The sequence below is a fragment of the Enterobacter sp. ECC-019 genome (assembly GCF_043974075.1).
In the GTDB taxonomy this organism is placed as follows: Bacteria; Pseudomonadota; Gammaproteobacteria; order Enterobacterales; family Enterobacteriaceae; genus Enterobacter; species Enterobacter asburiae_D.
The window spans coordinates 652729-672635 of record NZ_CP143759.1; the positions used below are offsets into that span (position 1 = coordinate 652729).

At 59.0% G+C, this 19907-nt stretch carries 6 protein-coding genes and 1 pseudogene; 6 read left to right on the plus strand and 1 reads right to left on the minus strand.

The genetic code is table 11. The annotated features are described in order from the left end of the window. Positions 1-19: 19 nt before the first annotated feature. Positions 20-1006: an IS110 family transposase gene (locus V1566_RS03180; protein ID WP_395303481.1), complete on the minus strand. Its 987-nt coding sequence runs from the start codon at positions 1004-1006 to the stop codon at positions 20-22. Positions 1007-1333: 327 nt separating this feature from the next. Here V1566_RS03180 and nlpA point away from each other — a divergent pair, with 327 nt between their 5' ends. The 6 genes and pseudogenes from nlpA (at position 1334) to V1566_RS03210 (ending at position 19545) form a co-directional block, all read left to right on the plus strand. After that, positions 1334-2134 (plus strand): lipoprotein NlpA, encoded by an 801-nt coding sequence (gene nlpA, locus V1566_RS03185; protein ID WP_395305028.1) that lies wholly within the window; start codon positions 1334-1336, stop codon positions 2132-2134. 123 nt (positions 2135-2257) lie between these two features. Next, positions 2258-3037 carry an MBL fold metallo-hydrolase gene (locus V1566_RS03190; protein WP_395305029.1) on the plus strand — a complete coding sequence of 260 codons (780 nt, stop codon included), beginning with the start codon at positions 2258-2260 and terminating at the stop codon, positions 3035-3037. Positions 3038-3063: 26 nt separating this feature from the next. Further along, positions 3064-4017, plus strand: coding sequence for a GlxA family transcriptional regulator (locus tag V1566_RS03195; protein WP_395305030.1), 954 nt, complete (start codon positions 3064-3066; stop codon positions 4015-4017). Between the two features lie 236 nt (positions 4018-4253). Beyond that, a complete protein-coding gene (locus V1566_RS03200) occupies positions 4254-5894 on the plus strand; it encodes a ShlB/FhaC/HecB family hemolysin secretion/activation protein (protein ID WP_395305031.1) in 1641 nt (546 codons plus the stop codon). Positions 5895-5908: 14 nt separating this feature from the next. After that, positions 5909-17008: pseudogene (locus tag V1566_RS03205) on the plus strand (hemagglutinin repeat-containing protein); the annotation flags it as partial. A gap of 2042 nt (positions 17009-19050) precedes the next feature. Beyond that, positions 19051-19545 carry a hypothetical protein gene (locus V1566_RS03210; RefSeq protein ID WP_395305032.1) on the plus strand — a complete coding sequence of 165 codons (495 nt, stop codon included), beginning with the start codon at positions 19051-19053 and terminating at the stop codon, positions 19543-19545. The last annotated feature ends 362 nt before the right edge of the window (positions 19546-19907 follow it).

A 19907-nucleotide genomic window follows, 5' to 3' on the forward strand; every position in this document is an offset into this window, starting at 1 on the left:
TCTGAATCTGTAGATACTGTTATGCCACGCAAGCATTTTCCTGATGCAATGTGGCATCGAACGGGCGTCCTGATTTCAGGACGCCATACGCCACCTGCGCCAGCTTACGCATCATCGCTCCGATTATCAGCTTCGCTCCCTTGCCGTTCTTTTCCAGACGCGTCCTGAACGCTTTTCCCCACTCCGTTTTGTACAGCGCCACCATCGCGGGCATATACAGCGCCCTGCGAAGCGAGACATGGCCAGCCTTACTCATCCTGCTTGCCCTGTGTACGCTGCTTCCTGATTCATGCTGCCGCGGTGTCAGTCCTGCGAAAGCCGCGAACTGCCGCGCCTGACCGAACCTGTCCTTCAGCCCCACATACGCCAGCAGCACCGCGGATGTCTTTTCACCGATACCCGGTATGCTGTCCAGCAGTTTTCGCCGGTGCTTCAGGTCCGGGTCATCATCCGTCAGGTCCTTTATCTGTTTCTCCAGCCGCTTCAGCTCCGCTTCCAGCCACAGAAGGTGCGCATCGATGCTCGGCATCTGCACCTCCCGCGCCGTCTCACGACGGTTCAGCTCCTGCGTGTGCATGTCTGTCAGGGACTGGTGACGCAGCACCAGCGCCCGCAACGCGCGCTCCAGCGGATGAGGTGCCTCCCAGGCTACCGGACGCTTCTGCCGGCAGAACTCTGCCAGCATACGGGCATCAACGGCATCGGTTTTACTGCGCAGGCCTTCACTCTGCGCAAAGGCTTTACCAAGAGCCGGGTTGATGATGGATACGGTGAAACCGGCATCGCTGAGGGATGCTGCTGCGTCTTCCATATAGGTGCTGGTCGCTTCCATGCAGATATGTGCCTGAGCCACATTATGGCTGCGGAGCCAGCTGAGCAGCTCCTCGTGACCTTTAGGTGTGTTAGTAAATTTTTTGCTGCGGTGACGGCCATCAGGTCGCAACACATCGACATCCAGCTTAGCTTTGGAGACATCGATACCAATAAAGTGAAGTTCCTGTTCCATAGTGAAACCAACCTTGTGAATGCGGATTACCGGGAAAACCGGTCCATGATACTGTCCGGTTTGTCACTTGTGGAGAAGGTGCAGTCCACTGCAGGGATCTACAACACAGGCTCGTGGCCTAAGGCCGGGTACGGCATGTGGACTGCATGGCAGAAAGAACTGGCCGGTTCTTTCTGCACGGAAGGATAATACAAGGCCGGGTAAGCGAAGCGCCACCCGGCAATACCCGCATATAACTTATCCTTCTTATTGATTCTTTTTCGTTTTTTATTTCACCGCCTCGTTGTCGATATAGTCACTACAACATTCAGCAAAAGGAACTGTCTTGTGAAACGTCGATTGGGTGCTCTGGTACTTGCTGGCCTGCTGCTGGCAGGGTGCGATCAAAGTGGCAGCGATGCCAAACACATTAAAGTGGGCGTCATCAACGGCGCTGAACAGGACGTGGCGGAAGTCGCCAAAAAGGTGGCAAAAGAGAAATATGGCCTGGACGTGGAGCTGGTCGGCTTCAGCGGCTCGCTGTTGCCCAACGATGCCACCAACCAGGGGGAACTGGATGCCAACGTCTTCCAGCATCGCCCGTTCCTTGCAGAAGATAACAAGGCGCATGGCTATAAGCTGGTGGCCGTAGCGAACACCTTTGTTTTCCCGATGGCCGGCTATTCCCGCAAAATCAAATCCGTGTCTGACCTGAAGGACGGGGCAACCATTGCCATTCCAAACGATCCAACCAACCTTGGCCGCGCGCTGTTGCTGCTGCAAAAAGAGAAGCTCATCACTCTGAAGCCGGACACCGGACTGTTGCCAACGGCGCTGGATATTACCGCCAACCCTAAGAAACTGAAAATTATGGAGCTGGAAGGGGCGCAGCTGCCGCGCGTGCTGGACGACCCGAAAGTGGATGTCGCTATCATCAGCACTACCTATATTCAGCAAACCGGGCTGTCACCGGTGCATGACAGCGTCTTTATTGAAGACAAAAACTCGCCGTACGTGAACATCGTGGTGACGCGCGAAGACAATAAGGACGCGGAGAACGTCAAGGCGTTTATCCAGTCGTATCAGTCGCCTGAAGTGGCAAAAGCAGCTGAGACGATCTTTAACGGCGGGGCAGTGCCGGGTTGGTAAGGGAACCGGCAGAATACGCGGTATCTTCAATTGGCCCGATTCCATCGGTAATCGCCCTTTAGCCCACAGCGCCAATAGTGACGGCTGGCTATCCTCCTTATCACACCAACCGGAGGATAGCCCATGAACATTACCCATATTCGCAACGCCACCCAGCTTATTTCCTACGCCGGAAAATGTCTTTTAATCGACCCGATGCTGGCTCCGAAGGGCGCTTATCCGGGCTTTCCCGGTACGGCGCATGCCGAACGTCGTAACCCAACGGTCGAACTCCCCGTTGACGTCAACACGCTGCTGGACGCCGATGCGGTGATCGTCACCCATACCCATGACGATCACTGGGATCGCGCCGCGTCGGAGCTGATCGCTAAAGACAAACCGATCTACGTACAAAATGACCGTGACGCCGCGCTGCTGCGTAGCCAGGGGTTTAGCAACCTGACGGTCATGACCGACGCGACCTTCTTCGGCGATATTCAGATTACGAAAACCCAGGGCGGACAGCACGGTACCGATCGCGCTTATGCCGTGCCGGAGCTGGCGGAGCGGCTGGGCGAGGCCTGTGGCGTGGTGCTGCGTCATCCCGATGAGAAGACGCTCTATCTTGCCGGGGATACCGTCTGGCGTGACGAGGTAGCGGCCGATCTGAAAAAGCACCAGCCGGACGTGGTGGTGCTGAACGCGGGCTATGCCCACGTCATTGGTTTTGGGCCCATTATTATGGGGCAGGAGGACGTGCTCAACGTTCATTTCCTGCTGCCGCAGGCTAAAATTGTGGCGAGTCATATGGAGGCGATTAACCACTGTCTGTTGACCCGCAGCGCGCTGCGAGATTACGTTGAAGCCAATCAGGTGAGTGACGCAGTGAGCATTCCCCAGGATGGCGAAACCGTTATATTCTGAGTGCGTTAAAGGGAAAGGAGAGACAGATGTCGCTAATCAACGTCGCGATTGTCGCAGTAGACGGGTTCAGCCCGTTCCACTACTCCGTTCCCTGCATTCTGTTTGGTGATTCGGTCTCCGGCGAGAAGCGCTTTAACGTGACGATCTGCGCCGAAACGCCGGGTTTTCTCACCTCAAAAGACGGGTTCGCTCTCAACGCCACGCAGGACTACACCGTCATTGGTCAGGCTGATATTGTCGTCGTTCCCTACTGGCAGCACGTCCTTGAACGCCCGCCCCAGACGCTGCTCGACAGCCTGGTGCAGGCGAGAGACAACGGCGCGGAAATCGTCGGGCTGTGTCTGGGGTCGTTTGTGCTGGCCTATGCAGGGATCCTTGACGGCAAACGTGCGGCCACCCACTGGGAGTTTGAACATCAGTTTCAGTCGCTCTTTCCGCGCGTCCGGCTGGATATCAATGCGCTCTACGTGGATGACGGCAATATTATCACCTCTGCCGGGACTGCGGCGGCGCTGGACTGTTGCCTGTATATCATTCGCCAGCGCTTTGGCAGCGTGGTCGCCAACCAGATTGCCCGTCGGATGATTGTACCGCCCCACCGCGAAGGCGGGCAGGCGCAGTTCATTGCCCAGCCGGTACCTAAAGATACCCGCGACGGACGCATTAACTGCCTGATCGACTACCTACAGCAGCACATCACCGAACCGCATAGCCTGGACACGCTGGCGGGGGTGGTCTCTATGAGCCGCCGTACCTTGACCCGCCATTTTATTAAAGCCACGGGGATGAGCGTCGCCGACTGGCTTACCGCTGAACGCCTGCGGCGCAGCCAGATCCTGCTTGAAGCCGGAAATATGCCGATTGAGCGAGTGGCCGAGCTGGTGGGATTTAATTCCGCCGTCACCTGGCGACAGCAGTTTAAGGCGCGTTTTGGGGTGAGCCCCGCGGAATGGCGAAAAACGTTTCGTCTGCATATTTAATGTATTACAGCTAACTTAAGATTTAAGGAATAGTTAAATATTTCTAATTTTTGTTAAGCGACTTCTTACGTTTCTAAAATAATCTTTTTTAAGATGCCATAACTTAAATTAGATATACTCGCCTTAAGAATGCTCTTATATTGTACAAATTATAATTGCGTCTTAATTTTGTGGCATGGATGAACACGTCTAAAATAAAAAACAAAATAATTTCATTTGGAAATTATGCTACTGCTATGTTTCTGGGGGCGTTATTTTCAGCGAGCGCTAACGCTGCGCCGCTATCGCCAGCCGATCGCGACACTATTCAGCAGCAACAGCAGCAGCTTTTATTACAGAACCAGCAACAGCGTGAAGAGCTGGAGCGGAGTATCCCTCGCCCCGCGCCCGCCAGACCGGTGCCCGTTACCGGCACCGGGCCCTGTTTCACCATTGACACCATTACCCTTTCCGGCGCGACCTTAATCCCCCCGAAAACCCAACAGGCCCTTGTTGCGCCGTGGCAGGGCCGCTGTCTGGATATGGCGAAAATAACGGAACTTCTCGCCCATATTTCTGACTGGTATATCAGCCGGGGATATATCACCAGCCGTGCCTTTCTCACTGAGCAGGATCTCTCCAGCGGTCAGCTGAATATTGTTGTGCTGGAAGGCCGGCTGGAAGCGATCCGTCTGGAAGGCGAAACGCCGCGAATGCTGAAAATGGCGTTTCCGGGACGGGTGGGCGGCATCCTTAATTTACGCGACATCGAACAGGGTATGGAGCAAATTAACCGTTTGCGCGCCGAACCGGTTCAGATTGAAATTCTTCCGGGTACGCAGGCCGGATATTCCATCGTTAATCTTACGGCAAAACCGGAATTTCCGTTAAGTGCATCGGTAAGCCTGGATAATAGCGGGCAGAAGAGCACCGGTGAAAACCAGCTTAACGGCGTGCTCACCGCCAATAATATGCTGGGGCTGGCGGATAAATGGTTTGTCAGCGGCGGGCGCAGCAGTGATTTTGCCAGCGCGTACGATGCGCAGAATTTCCAGGCGGGCGTCAGCGTACCGTTTGGCTACGGATTGCTGGACTACAGCTACGCCTGGAGTAACTACCGGACCACCATCAGTAGCCAGGGGTTCAACTGGCTCTCCACGGGCGATACCAAAACCCACCGCCTTAACGCGTCATGGGTGGTTTTCCGCAACGGGGATGTCAAAACCGGCATTGCGGCAGGCGTGGTTCAGCGCTCCAGCCGCAACTGGCTCAACGACGCGCCGCTTCAGAGCAGCACGCGCAACCTCTCCAGCCTGGTCCTGGGGATTACCCACACGCAAAAAATGCTGGGCGGCGTGGCGACCTTCAACCCGACCTGGAGCCATGGCATGCCGTGGTTCAATGCCGAAACCGACGAAAATAAATCCGGGGATATGCCGCGGGCAGAGTTCCGTAAATGGAGCCTGAACGCCAGCTTCCAGCGTCCTGTCGCCCGTAACGCGTGGTGGCTGACCAGCGCCTACGGCCAGTGGTCGCCCGACCGGCTATACGGCGCCGAGCGCCTGACGCTCGGCGGCGAAAGCTCCGTGCGCGGTTTTAAAGAACAGTACCTGTCCGGGGATAACGGCGGCTACTGGCGTAACGAGCTGGGGTATTCCCTCTTCACCCTCCCGGTGATTGGCGCGGTGAGCGCAACGGTCGCCGTTGACGGCGGCTGGCTGGAAAAAGACAGGCAGGACCGCTTTGCCTCCGGCACGTTGTGGGGAGGCTCGGTGGGGCTGAGCAGCGCAGGGCGCTGGTACAGCAGCCAGATTTCGGTTGGTACGCCGTTGCACTACCCCGACTGGCTCGGCCCGGATCATGTGAGCGTTAACTGGCGCATTGCCTTCATGCTTTAAGAGACTCTACGACTATGGATACCCGTCACCCACCCGTTCGTTTCTCGCAGCGTCTGATCAGCTGGATTGTCTGCGGCCTGATGGTCTGGCAGCCGATGGCGCCTGCCGTCGCGGCGGCGCTTACGCCGACCGGGCAGACCACGGTCGATCAGGCGGGGAACGGGGTGCCGGTCGTCAACATCGCCACGCCCAACGGGGCGGGTATCTCGCATAACCAGTTCGGTGAGTATAACGTCGGCAAAGAGGGGCTTATCCTCAATAACGGCACGGACCGTTTAACCCAGACCCAACTGGGCGGGCTTATCCAGAACAACCCCAACCTGCAGGCCGGGCGGGAAGCGAAAGGCATCATCAACGAAGTCACGGGCGCCAGCCGCTCGCAGCTGCAGGGCTACACGGAAGTCGCCGGCAAGGCGGCAAACGTTATGGTGGCCAACCCGTACGGGATCACCTGTAACGGGTGCGGATTTATCAACACCCCGAACGTCACCCTGACCACCGGCAAGCCGCAGTTTGACGCCAGCGGTAACCTGCTGGCGCTGGAGGTGACAAAAGGGGCCATCACGGTCGAAGGCCAGGGGCTGGACGCCAGCAAGAGCGACGCGCTGACGATTATTGCGCGCGCAACGGAAGTGAACGCCGCGATCCACGCGAACGACCTGACGGTAACGGCAGGGGCGAACCGCGTGGGCGCAGACGGCAGCGTTAAGCCGATTACCGGTGAGGGCGCCGCGCCCGTGGTGGCGGTGGATACCGGCGCGCTCGGCGGGATGTATGCCAACCGTATCCGCCTGGTCTCCAGCGAGACGGGCGTGGGGGTGAACCTCGGCAACCTCGCCGCGCGCCAGGGCGATATTCAGCTGGATGCGGGCGGGAAACTGACGGTCACGAACAGTCTCGCCAGCGGCTCGATTAGCGCGAATGGCGCGGGGGTGGCCCTCAGCGGCAGCCATCAGGCCGGGGGCGCGCTGAATGTGGCCAGCTCGCAGGATGTGGAACTGAATAACAGCACGCTCGCCAGCAGCGGCGACATGCGCCTTTCCGGTGAGGGGAATGTGCAGATCGCGGGCGGCAGTGTGACCAGCAAAGGCGCGCTCAGCGTAGCGGCCGGAAAAGATATCACTCTGACGAATACCCGCAGCGGAAGCGATACCCGCGCGACGCTGACCGGCGGCGGTACGCTGACATCCACGGGCAGTGCGGTCTCGGCAGGGGAGAGTCTGGCCCTGAGCGGCGGACAGCTGGTGATGGACGGCCAGAGCCGGGCCGATGCCACGGGCGATATCCGCCTGACGGGCAGCACCGTCAGTAACCAGGGGCAGGTGAATGCGGGGCGCGACATTGCGCTCTCAGGCGACAGGGTGTCAAACAGCGGCCTGCTGGCGGCGAAAGGCCATCTGGACGTGAACGCCGGAGACCTGACGAACGGCGGCACGGCGCAGGGCAACGACGTCACCCTGAAGGGGCAGACGGTGACCAACAACGGCACCCTGCAGAGCGGCGGCAACCTGGCGTTAAGCGCCGGAACCCTGGAGCAGCGGGGCACGCTGAGCGCGAAAGGTAATGCGAACGTCACGGCGCAGCAGACCCTGCGTAACGGCGGCAGCCTGCTGGCTGACGGCGCGATGAACGTGACCGCAGGCACGCTTGAGCAGAACGGCACCCTGTCCGGCGCGACGGCGCTGACGGCGCAGGCCGGTACCCTGACCAGCGGTCAGGCGTCCCGCACCACCAGCCAGGGCAACGTACAGATTACCGCGACCCGCAGCGCCAGCCTGAACGGGCAGACGGACGCGGCGGGAGCATTAACCGTCAGCACCGGCGACCTGACCACCGGCCGGGATGCACACCTGCAGAGCGGGCAGGGGCTCACCCTGCAGGCGCAGAATGCCGCGCTGAACGGCACCCAGGCGGCGAAAGGCGCCCTGTCGGTGACGGCGGGCACGATTGCGCACGCCGGGAAATCCACCGGTGACACGCTGAGCTTTAACGCGACCGGCGACCTGACCAGTAGCGGGGAGCTTACCGCCGGCGCCATCACGCTCGGCGGACAGAACATCCTCCAGTCCGGCGCCGCAAAAGCGGACCGCATGACCCTGACGGCCCCCGGGCGCATCACCAGCAGCGGCTCTCTGGTTGCCGGTACGCTGGCGCTGGACGCTGCCTCGGTGGAGAACGGCGGGCTGCTGCAGGGAACCACCCTGCTCGGCCTGAATACCGGGTCACTCACGAACCTCGCTGGCGGGTCGGTCTACAGCGCGCAGGATTTAACGCTGAACGTTCCGGTGCTGGCCAACAGCGGGCTTATCACCACCGACGGCACGCTGCGCATTAAAGGCGACACGCTGACAAACCAGGGCGAAATCAACGGCGTCAGCCTGAGCAGCGACTACCTCAGCCTGACCAGCAGCGGACGCCTGCTGGCGGACGACCGCCTCACGCTGAACGGCACCACGCTTGCTAACGCGGGCAGTATTGCCGCAGGCGACCTGCACATCACCGCGGACAGCCTGCAGAACCAGGGCACCGTCGAGGGGGACGCGGCACTGACGCTTGACGTGGCAGACCTCACTAACCGCGGCGCGCTGCGCAGCAGCGGAACGCTGACGCTTAACGGCGACACGCTTGCCAACAGCGGCGAACTCAGCGCCACCGCGCTGCTGCTGAACCTGACCCGTCAGGTCAGCAACGAGGCCGGTGGCCGGGTGATTGCCCGGGACGGCCTGACGCTGACCGCCGCCAGCCTGACGAACAGCGGGCTGATGGCCGGTACCGACGCGCAGTTTAACAGCGCGTCGGTGACCAACGGCGGCACGCTGCAGGGAACCCGCTCCCTGACGGCGACGGGGGCACAGCTCAGCAACCTGCAGGGGGGCATGCTGCTCTCCGGCGGCGCGCTTGACCTGCACCACGCCACCCTGAACAACGCCGGGCTTGTACAGGGCAACACCCTGAACCTGGCCACCGGCGAGTGGATTAACACCGGTAACGCGCTCGGGGAAGCGGGCGTGACGGCAGCGGTGACCGGCGCGCTGACCAACAGCGGTAAGGTGCTCAGCCAGCAGGCGCTCGACGTTCAGGCCGGCAATACCGATAACCGGGGCCAGCTGCTGGCGAAAGTGCTGACCCTGCGGGGCGACCTGCAGAACAGCGGCCTGCTTCAGGGGAGCAGCACGCTGGCCTGGTCCGGCAACACCCTCGCGAACCAGACTCAGGGGCAGGTGACGGGCGGCGAGACCCTGACCCTGAGCGGACAAACCCTCAGCAACGCGGGCAGCCTGCAGGGGCGCAGCGCGACGCTTGACGCCGGGAGCCTGAATAACCAGGGCAGCGTTCAGGCGCTGGACGCCCTGACGCTTGCCGCGACCGGCAGGCTGGATAACACGGGCACCTTGCTCAGCCAGAACCTGTTCACGCTGACGGCGGCGCAGCTGTTTAACGACGGCCAACTGGCCGGGAAAGCGCTGACGGTGAACGCCGCGCAGCTGAGCAACACCGGCATTCTGCAGGGCAACGACACGCTGGTGTTGACCACGCGCGCGCTGAGCAACGGCGCCACCGGACAGCTGGTGAGCGGTAGCGACCTGGATTTAAACCTCGATACGCTCGATAACGCCGGTCTGCTGCTGGTGAACGGCGGATTGACTCTCCGGGGCAGCGACCTGACCAACCGGGGCGATATTCAGGCGCAGAGCCTGGATTTTGGCCTGAGCAACACCCTGACCAATACCGGGAACATCGTAGCCACCGAAGATGCCACGCTTAACGCGGCGACGCTGACCAGCAGCGGCACGGTGGCGGGCAAAACGCTGACCGCAGGCGCGACGGAGCTGCGCAACAGCGGCCTGATGCAGGGCAGCAACGCGGTTAACGCCACCGCCGACCGCTTTATCAACGAGCTGAACGGTAAATGGCTCTCCGGCGGCGGCTTCACGCTGACGGGCGGACAGCTGACCAACGCCGGTACGTTGCAGGGCGCGACGCTGGGCATGACCGGCACCACCCTCACTAACAGCGGCACGGTGAACGGGCAGACGGGACTCAGCGGCACGCTCAGCGGGGCGTTAACCAATACCGGGCTGCTGCAGAGCGGCGGCGCAACCACCTTCACCGCGGACACCCTGGCGAACCCGGGGCGCATCACCGGCGGTACGCTGTCCCTCACTGCCCGCGATATGAACAACGGCGGGCTGATTCAGGGAACGAACGGCCTGGCGCTCACCGGCACCACGCTGACCACGGGCGCGACCTCGCGCACCCTCTCCGGCGGCATGCTGACGCTGGATGCAGGCCAGCTGACCACCCAGGGCACGCTGCAGGGGAACGGCGCAGATATCCGCGCCACCGACTGGACGCACGGCGGGTCACTGCTCAGCCAGGGAACGCTGACGGCAAATACAGGCGGCACGCTGACCTCAACCGGCTCGCTGATGAGCCAGGGCGGGGCGGATATCACCGCACAGACGCTGGATAACCGCGGGCAGCTCCTCAGCGAGGGCGATGTGACGCTCGGTGGCAGCACGCTTAAAAACAGCGGCACCGTGCAGGGGAATACCCTCACGCTGCGTCAGAGCAGCATTAACAACCAGGGCACCCTGACCGGTCTGCAGAGCCTGACCGTTCAGGGGCAGCAGCGGCTGATGGCGCGCATGGCGATGGCCGCGCCGCAGCAGGAGCTGATCAACGGCGCTGGCGGTAAGCTTCTTACCCAGGGCGCGCTGACGATTGCGTCCGGAGCAGTGACCAACGCCGGCAGCTGGCAGGCGCAGAACATTCTGCTTAACGCCCGGTCGCTCACCAACAGCGGGGCGGTGCAGAGCGCCGACGCGCTGCAGATGACGCTGGCCGACGCGCTCACCGGGACCGCGGGCAGTAAGATTACCGCGCTGGGCAGCGCCACACTGCAGGCCGCCACGCTGGCGAACCAGGGGCAGTGGGCGGCGAAAAACCTGACGCTGACCGGCGGCACGCTCAGCAATAGCGGCGCCATCAGCGGCGTGAATGGCCTGACCCTCAGCCAGACCGGCGCGGTCAGCCAGCAGTCTGGCGGCACCCTGCTGTCCGGCGGGGCGCTGAACGTCACGGCGGCCTCCGTCGCCAGCGACGGCAAAATGCAGGGGGGCACACTCGGCATCACCACCGGGGCGCTCACCAACAACGGACGTCTGCAGGGCGATAACGGCGCGACGCTGGCCCTCAGCGGGACGCTGACCAACAGCAGCGGGGGCGAAATTGTTAGCCGCGATGGCCTGACGCTGACCACGCCCGCGCTGTTTAACTACGGCCTGATCCAGGGCGGCGGCGAGACGCGCGTGACCGCCTCCTCGCAGGCGCGTAACGACGGCAGGCTCCTGTCCGGCGCGCGCCTGACGCTCGGCACGCCGCAGTTCACTGGCACCGGCTGGCTGCAGGCCACCGACCTGATCCTGAATGCGGCAAATGCCACCAACGGCGGCACGTGGGTGGCCGATCGCGCCACCCTGACCGGCACCAACTTCGCCAGCCAGGGTACCACCCAGGCGGGACAACTGACGGTTAACTACAGCCAGCTGAACAACAGCGGCACGCTGCTCGGCAACACGCAGCTGAATATTGGCGCAGACCAGGTAACCCAGAGCGCGGGCGGCAAGCTGCTGAGCGGCGGTAACCTGTGGCTGCAGAGCCGGGGGCTGGACCTTACCGGCCAGCTGGTGTCCCTGGGGGACTTAACGCTGCAGCTGACGAACGCGTTTACCAGCCGAACCGCCGTGGCGGCGGGCAGAACCCTGACCATCAACAGCGGCGGCGACATCGATAACCGCAGCGTGCTGCAGGGGCAGGCAGTCAACCTCAATGCGGGCGGGCAGCTCAGCAACAACGGACAAATCACCACCGGCGGCGGCACCAGCACGCTCTCCGGCAGCAGCGTGGCGCTGAACGCCGCGGGCTCGGTGCAGGGCGGGGGCGACATCACCGTCGCCAGCCGGAGCAATATTACCGTCGACGGCTTCACCGGCACGCGTGGCTCGCTGACCCTCAGCGCACCGGGTTCCATCGTCAACACCGCGCTGCTGTACGCGGCGAATAACCTGGCGCTGTTTGCCGACAGCATCACCAACCAGCGTGGCGACATCATGGCGGGGAATAACCTGTGGGTGCAGCGGGATGCGGCGGGGAATGCCAACAGTCAGGTGGTGAACACGTCGGGGAATATTGAGACGCAGAATGGGGATATTGGGATCAGGACGGGGCATTTGCTGAACCAAAGGGATGGTCTGAAAGCAACGACAAACGTTGTATCAACAGGAGCTGATCCGAACCTGTCGGCCATTAAGATCAATATTGCAGATATGCCTGAAGATAGCTTCGGCGTTTATAGTGTTACCAGACACGTCCACGCTGGTGGCTGTGGCCCAAATGGAACATGCCTCCGCGAAGATTACTACACCTACTACTACGCTCCCTACCAGGAATATATTCAGAAAGAGATATTACTCTCTCAAACTTATACTTCCGTGGAAAGTCAGGGGGGAGCAGGCAGAATATCATCTGGCAGAGATGTGTATGTAGGAACAACAACTCTTGATAATCAGGCAAGTACTATTCTTGCTGGACGTAACATTACGCTTGACGGTTCTGTTTTTAATAACCAGTCCTGGCAGGATGGTTACGTTTCCAGGTACCTCACTTATACATATAGTGGAAAGACTGCAACAGGTCCGGTCTCGGGGATGATGGAGGGAGGCGGTGATGTTTATGTTACACCTCCTTCTAATACTGTAATGACCTTTGCTTTGACTGGTGAAAATTCCCGCGCTGAAAACGGTCAAATATACCGCGCCGTCATCCAGGCGGGCGGCAACGTTACCGCAAACTTCACCAGCAACATCAGCAACACCAATACCACCGCTAACGCGGGCGGTGTCAGCAACGTTATCTCCACGCCGTCGCTGAACACCCTCAGCAACCAGACTGTCGGCAGCGGCGTACAAAAACAGGGGCTGAACGCTACCGGCACCGTGGCGGTGAACTCGCCGCAGTGGAACGATCAGCTCCAGGGGGCGCTGCAGCAGCTTAACGGCGGCGGCGCGCTGGAAAACGGCGACACGTCTGGCACGCCTCTCAGCAACATTGCCACTACCCAGAAAGGCAACGCCAACCTCGGCCAACTGGGCGCACTGGCGAACGCCGGGGTCACCACTGCCGATCTCAGAACCACTCAGGGCGGTGCCGTCGGGCATTATCAGGGCCAGCGCGTTGATACCAGCGCTTACCCGCTGCCGTCGGGCAACAATGGCTATTTTGTCTTCTCCGCCAACCCGAAAAGCCCGTACCTGATCAACATCAACCCGAAACTGAACGGTCTCGGACAGCTTGATCCCGCCCTGTTTGCCGACCTGAACGCAATGCTCGGGGTCAAACCGTCGTCCACTGTGCCGCAGGAGACGCGGCTGGCGTTTACTGACGAGAAGCAGTTCCTCGGCTCGTCTTACATGCTCGGTCGCCTCAATCTGAACCCGGATTACGATTACCGCTTCCTGGGCGATGCGGCGTTCGATACCCGCTATGTTTCCAACGTGGTGCTCAACCAGACCGGTAACCGCTACCTGAACGGCATCGGCTCCGATCTGGATCAGATGCGCTATCTGATGGACAACGCGGCGGCGGCGCAGCGGTCGCTGGGCCTGCAGTTTGGCGTCTCGCTGACCGCCGATCAGATTGCCGCGCTCGACCACAGCCTGCTGTGGTGGGAGAAAGCCACCGTCAACGGCGAAACGGTGATGGTACCGAAACTCTACCTGTCTCCGAAGGACGTCACCGTCAATAACGGCAGCGTGATCGCGGGCAACAATGTCACCCTGAAGGGCGGCAGCATCACCAACAGCGGCAGTTCGCTGCTGGCAAAAAACAGCCTGACGCTCGACAGCCAGAACAGCATCAGCAACCTCAACAGCGGCCTGATGAAAGCGGGCGGCGACCTGAACCTGAGCGCCATCGGCGATATCAATAACATCAGCTCTACCATCAGCGGCAAAACGGTCGCGCTGGAGAGCCTCGACGGCAGCATCAACAACCTGACGCAGGTTGAGCAGATTGATATCAACGCCGGAGGGAAGTACGGCAACATCGGCCTGAAAGACACGCTGCTGGGCAACACGGCGTCCATTACCGCGCAGGATGGCCTGTCGCTTGAGGCGGGGAAAAACATCACCGTCACCGGGGCGAACCTGGCTTCCGGCGGCGATATGCTGCTGAATGCGTGGGGCGATATTGCCGTCAACGCGAACCAGATCAACGACGCATACAGCTCCAGCCGGGCGAAAACCAGCCGTTCGTCCGTCACGTATCAGGGCAGTAACGTCACCGCGGGCGGCAACCTGCTGGTGAATGCCGGGCACAACCTTGATGTGACCGCCAGCGACCTGAAGGCGGGCGGCAGCGCGGGGCTGAGCGCGGGCAACGATCTCAATCTGAACGCGGCACAGACCAGCGAAAGCAGCCGTAAAGGGAAAAGCGAGTCCCACAGCACCGGGCTCGACCGCACCACGATTTCCGCAGGCGATAACCTGGTCCTGAAGGCCGGGCAGGATATCAATGCTCAGGCCGCCGCGCTGGCGGCGGAGAAAAGCGTCGGGCTGCAGGCGGGTCGCGACGTGAATCTGGCTGCGGAAGAGACCACGCAGGGCGACAGCTATAAGTCAGGCCGTAAAAAAGTGATTAACGAGTCGGTTCGCCAGTCGGGAACCGACATCACTGCGGGTGGGAATGTGACTGTTGTCGCCGGACGGGATGTGACGGCGCAGGCAGCAGATGTCTATGCCAAAGGCGATACAGCCGTGGCCGCCGGGCGGGATATCACCCTTTCCACTGCAACGGAAAGTGACTATGCATACCGGGAGGAGAAAAAGACGTCCGGTGGATTCCTCAGCAAGAAAACCACTCACACCATCCACGAAGAAACGCATACGCGTGAGAAAGGTACGCAGCTTTCCGGCGATAACGTTGCTCTCCGGGCTGGTAACAACCTGACGGTGCAGGGCTCGTCAGTTGCCGCTGAGCGCGATGTGGCCCTGAAGGCTGGAAATGATCTGACCGTGGAGGCCGCAACTAACACCGATACGTTCTACGACATGAAGAAGACGAAGAAATCCGGCGTTTTCTCCAGCGGGTCGGGATTGGGTATCACCATCGGGTCGCAGTCTTCAAAAAGCACCCGACAGGGGGCAAATACGACGCAGAGCGATGCCCGCAGCACGGTGGGCACCACTGGCGGTAATGTCATCATCAGCGCCGGAAATGACGTCCAGTTGAGCGCGGCAGATGTGGTTGCCGGAAGAGCGAAGGATGATTCCTCCCGCAAAACCGGCCATATCGATATCACTGGCGACAGCATCGCCATCCTTCCTGGACGGGATACGACCACTGAGTCCATGAAGCAGGAGACCAAATCGTCTGGCGTAACGGTCAGTGTGAAAGCGCCATTTGAAGACACTGTGCGTAACGTGCGCGATATCGTTCGTGGTAAGGGCAACAGCGGCAACAGCACCGTCGATAAGGTGAAGGGGCTGGGGGCAGAAGGCGGTGCGCTCGGCCTTGACGGACCAGGGCAGATGATGGCCATTGCCGTAGGCAGCACCCGGTCTTCCTCTGAGTCGTACTACGAGGGTGAGTTTAACAGCGGCAGTCATCTTGCCGCCGCAGGCAATATTCAGATGACTGCCACCGGTAAACAGGGAGGCAGCAACAGCGGCAATATCCTGATTGCCGGAAGCCAGGCTAAGGCCGGTGAAACGGTGATCCTCGATGCGAAACGCGACGTTGATATCACCACCTCCACAGACAGCGAGAAATACGGCAGCAGCGCAAAAAATAGCGGCTGGAATCTTTCGAGCGACCTGAGTGCCGGAAGTGCTGTTCGCGCCATCTCGGGTGGGGGTTCCCACGGCAATCAGCTCCTGCCGGGCGGGCTGAGCAAGGCGGAGAGCAACAGTAGCGGTACCCGGACCACACAAAACGCGTCGGTCATTCAGGGCTCAGATATTTACGTTAACAGTCGTGACGGCAGCGTGAATATCAGCGGCAGCCTGATGACCGCCACGGACGATCTTCTGCTGTCAGCCACAAATGGGGATATCTCCGTTTCTGCCGGACGCGATACATCGCGCAGTGAGAGCAGCGGCAGCAGCAAATTGCTGGGAACGCTGGGAGGCGATGGTTACAGCGCCACGGCAGGCTACCGTCATGAAAAAAACAGCAGTCGGGAAGATAGCAGCCTCGAAAACGGATTGCGCAGCCAGCTAAGCAGCAAAAACGGTAACGTGGTCGCGCAGGCCGGTAACGATCTCTCCCTGTCAGGTACGGATATCCGTGCCGGTAAATCGGTCTCACTCAGTGGCGAAAATGTCCTCATGGGGGTGAGCCGGGATACCCGTGACGGTGAAAACCACAGCAGCAGCGCCCAGTATGGTGTGACGGCATCTGCTGGCGGCTGGGCTGTTGAGGCTGCAAAAGCCGCTGAGACGGCAGCCCGCAGCGCAGAAAACGGCGATGATCCACGGCTGACCGCCATCAGAACAGGTCAGTCGGCGGCAACCGCGGCGCAGGGCGCTATGTCGGACTCGTCGCTCATCAAGGCTAAAGTGTCTTTAACGGCGGGAACGTCCTCTCAGGACAGTCGTTATCACAGTACGGACACGCAGGGCACCACCATTACTGCCGGTGAGAATGTTTCTGTCCGTGCCGGAAACGACATTGCCGGTATGGGGGTACAGATCGCGGGTAAACACGTGGCGCTGGATGCGGGGCGGGATATTCTGCTGTCTGCCTCCCAGAACACAACCCGCTCTGAGAGTAAAAACAGCGGCAGCCAGTTCAGCGTCGGTGTCGGTGTGAGCCTGATTGGTGCACAAAACGGTATCTCGGTGGAGCTGGGAGCGTCGCAGCATAAGGGGCAGGAAAACAGCCAGTCGCAGCGCAATACGAACAGTATTGTCCATGCTGATGAACAGCTTACGGTGAACAGCGGACGCGACACCACCCTGAAAGGTGCGGAGCTGGAAGGTAACCGTGTGGTGGTGAATACCGGACGCGATCTCACCATCAGCAGCGTGCAGGATACAGCCAGTTATGACAGCAAGCAGTCTTCGTCAGGCGCGTCCCTCAGTCTGTGCATACCGCCCCTGTGTTATGGTGCCTCTTCCGGTAGCGTCAGTGCATCGGGTGAGAATATCACCCAGAATGGTAAGAGCGTTGCTGATCAGAGCGGGATATTCGCAGGCAAGGGCGGCTTTGCTGTCACCACCGGAAATCATACCCAGCTTGACGGCGCGGTGATTGCATCCACGGCGTCTGCAGATAAAAATAGCCTCGACACCGGTACGCTGGGTTTCAGTAATCTCCACAACGAGAGCCAGACCAGCGGCAACGGCTACACGGTGGCGCTTTCCGGCAGCGCGGGCGGCAGCGGAAACGGTGAAAACCGCAACCTGGCACCAGCCATCGGTACGGGCCAGGCAGAAGAGAGCCACACAGGCACGACCTCATCAGCGGTGAGTGGCGGTAGCATTGTCATTCGCAACCCGGCGGGACAGAAACAGGATATTGCTGACCTGAGCCGTGATACGGCTGATGCCCACCACGGCGTGGACGTGAGCGGCGATGTGCAGAAGGTCAGGGATAACCTGGCGGTCCAGAGCGAAGGCGCGGCCCTGGCTACCTCTGCGCTGGATGCTTACGGCAAGTATGCGGAGCAGAAAGCGCGGGAATCCAATGCGGCGCTGGGCGCGAAGCTGGCGTCAGAAGGAAAACTGCAGGGCGATACCCCGCAGGAGCAGGAAGCGTTCCTGAAGACGCAGCCCGGATATCAGAATACCGAGTACGGTCCGGGGAGTGCCTTCTGGACGAAGGGTAGCGCAGCGGCGGGATTACTGGCAGGTGCGCTTGGCGGTAACCTGAAGGCAGGCGCGGCAGCGGGGGCGGCCCCTCTTCTGGCGACCCTGGTCAAGGAGCAGAAAGACCCGACAGCCCGTGCCGCGCTGCACGGTATTGTGGCTGCGGCGCTGACGCAGCTGAGTGGCGGGAGCAGTGCGGATGGCCTGAAGGCTGGTGCCATAGGGGCCATTACGGCCTCGGCGACGACCGACCATCTGGTCAGCGCGCTGTATGGAGATAAAAAATCCAGTGACCTGACGCCAGAGGAAAAACGGCTGGTCAGTAGCCTGGTGAGTATCGCGGGTGGTCTGGCAGGTGCTGCGGTGACGGATGGCAGTGTCTCCATGGCGGCAATGGCGTCGGAAACGGCGAAGGTGGAGGTTGAGAATAACTCGCTGAGAGAAGATCAGATCAAGGATTTTGCAGCAAAAGCCAAAGGCTGTGAGGCCCGTGGGGACTGCCAGCAGATAGTGAAAGAAATGGAAGATCTGAGCCTCAATCAGCAAAAGGAAATGATTGCGGTCTGTTCCACCAACGCTGCGGCCTGTAAAGAGAAATACGGCGATATCCCGGCTAATGGAATGCTGGTTCGTAAAGCACTGGATGGCCTGTTTGATGCAGATGTTCCGGCAGAAATGAAGAACGATATCTCTTCATTCTGGGCGCAGCAGATGGAGGCTGAAGGTGTAGTTACCAGCACCGAATTTGCGAGTCAGCTGGAAAATCGATATGGCATGGACAAACAGCAGTCCGAGATCCTTGCAATGGCAGTGCTGGGTGCTGTTACCGGTGGAATGGGGAAAGCTGGCACTTCAACACCAGGTAAAACGATATCGGCCAAGCCCGAGTGGTTGCAGAATGTTCAGGCTGGTAATAAGTTTAACGCAGAACAGTCTAAAAATTATCCGTACAATGAATTGTATGTGAACAAACCTAACGGAAACGGCTATTATCGTGTTGATTCGTATAACCCGGCTACAGGTGAGATAGTGTCACGGAAATTCACACAGTTTTCTGATATCACTGAATCAACTGCAAATAACTACATCAGGGAAGCGGTGAATAAATATCCGGCAGGAGCAACTATTGCGAAAGTTCCGTCAAGTGGGTCATTGGCCGGTGATGCGTTGCGTGGGACTAATATTTTAGAAGTTCCTCCCCAGGTAAAACCCATTCCACAATCGGTTTTAAATGCAGCAGATAAGGCTGGGGTGGTAATACGTGATACAAATGGGAAGATTTATCAATGAAACAAAATGTATTTTATTGTAAATTATGGTTTAGAGCGAAAAATAAACCAATTGATGTATGGCTGGATAAGAAAGCATATAAAAAACATACGACTGGTGAGCCCTACACTGCACTCATTGGTTCAGATTCTACACCATCATGTTTTATTGAAGTAATGAAAAATAAAGGATGGGTCGGGGTAAGTTTTTTAAATGAAGATTTGCAAGAGTATTTGTTATACAACTTTAAAATACTTGATGACAATCGTTTGTTTTTATCAATGGCTGTTTATAGAGAGTTTGCTGAACACGATGGCGAAGGTGCTGGTATATTAAATGTGTCGCATGGCACTACATATATCTTTAACGAAAATGGTAGTGCAGTAATAAGGGAAGAACATTTTAACCCCTATAAACTGGAAGAGAGTCAAACAACAGTCGATGTGACAGGGAATTATGATGTATTCCCTGAGTTTGGGGAGTATGACTCTTTGATTCGAAAGGAACGATAAGTAATATATATATTAAAAATGGCCTCTAGTTATTGTAGAGGCTTTTTTTCCAAGGATCGATAGCCTTCTTAATCAGAAATCCGGAATCCGCCTTGGCAGGCTATTTTTATTGACAGAAGTGAAGGGTATGCCGATTTATCTGAGGTTTTTGGTATTCATTCTATCTGTGGATATCTTGAGCTAATAAGGTTGTACTCACATTATGTTGGGATACTTGAACATGATCCGAAAGAGCTAAAGGTTTTTTATTATCAATAGCAAAAAGATCCCGACTTTCGAGCCGGGCTCTTTTTACCCGTCAGCGCCTGGCCGGCTCAATCACTAGTCTTCCTTGTTCTATACTGACTGTGACTGGGGTATCT

Bases quoted from the DNA above. Each gene is read 5' to 3' on its own strand.
- V1566_RS03190 (WP_395305029.1), top strand. From the start codon at position 2,258: ATGAACATTACCCATATTCGCAACGCCACCCAGCTTATTTCCTACGCC.
- V1566_RS03210 (WP_395305032.1), top strand. From the start codon at position 19,051: ATGAAACAAAATGTATTTTATTGTAAATTATGGTTTAGAGCGAAAAAT.
- V1566_RS03195 (WP_395305030.1), top strand. From the start codon at position 3,064: ATGTCGCTAATCAACGTCGCGATTGTCGCAGTAGACGGGTTCAGCCCG.
- V1566_RS03180 (WP_395303481.1), bottom strand. From the start codon at position 1,006: ATGGAACAGGAACTTCACTTTATTGGTATCGATGTCTCCAAAGCTAAG.
- V1566_RS03200 (WP_395305031.1), top strand. From the start codon at position 4,254: ATGTTTCTGGGGGCGTTATTTTCAGCGAGCGCTAACGCTGCGCCGCTA.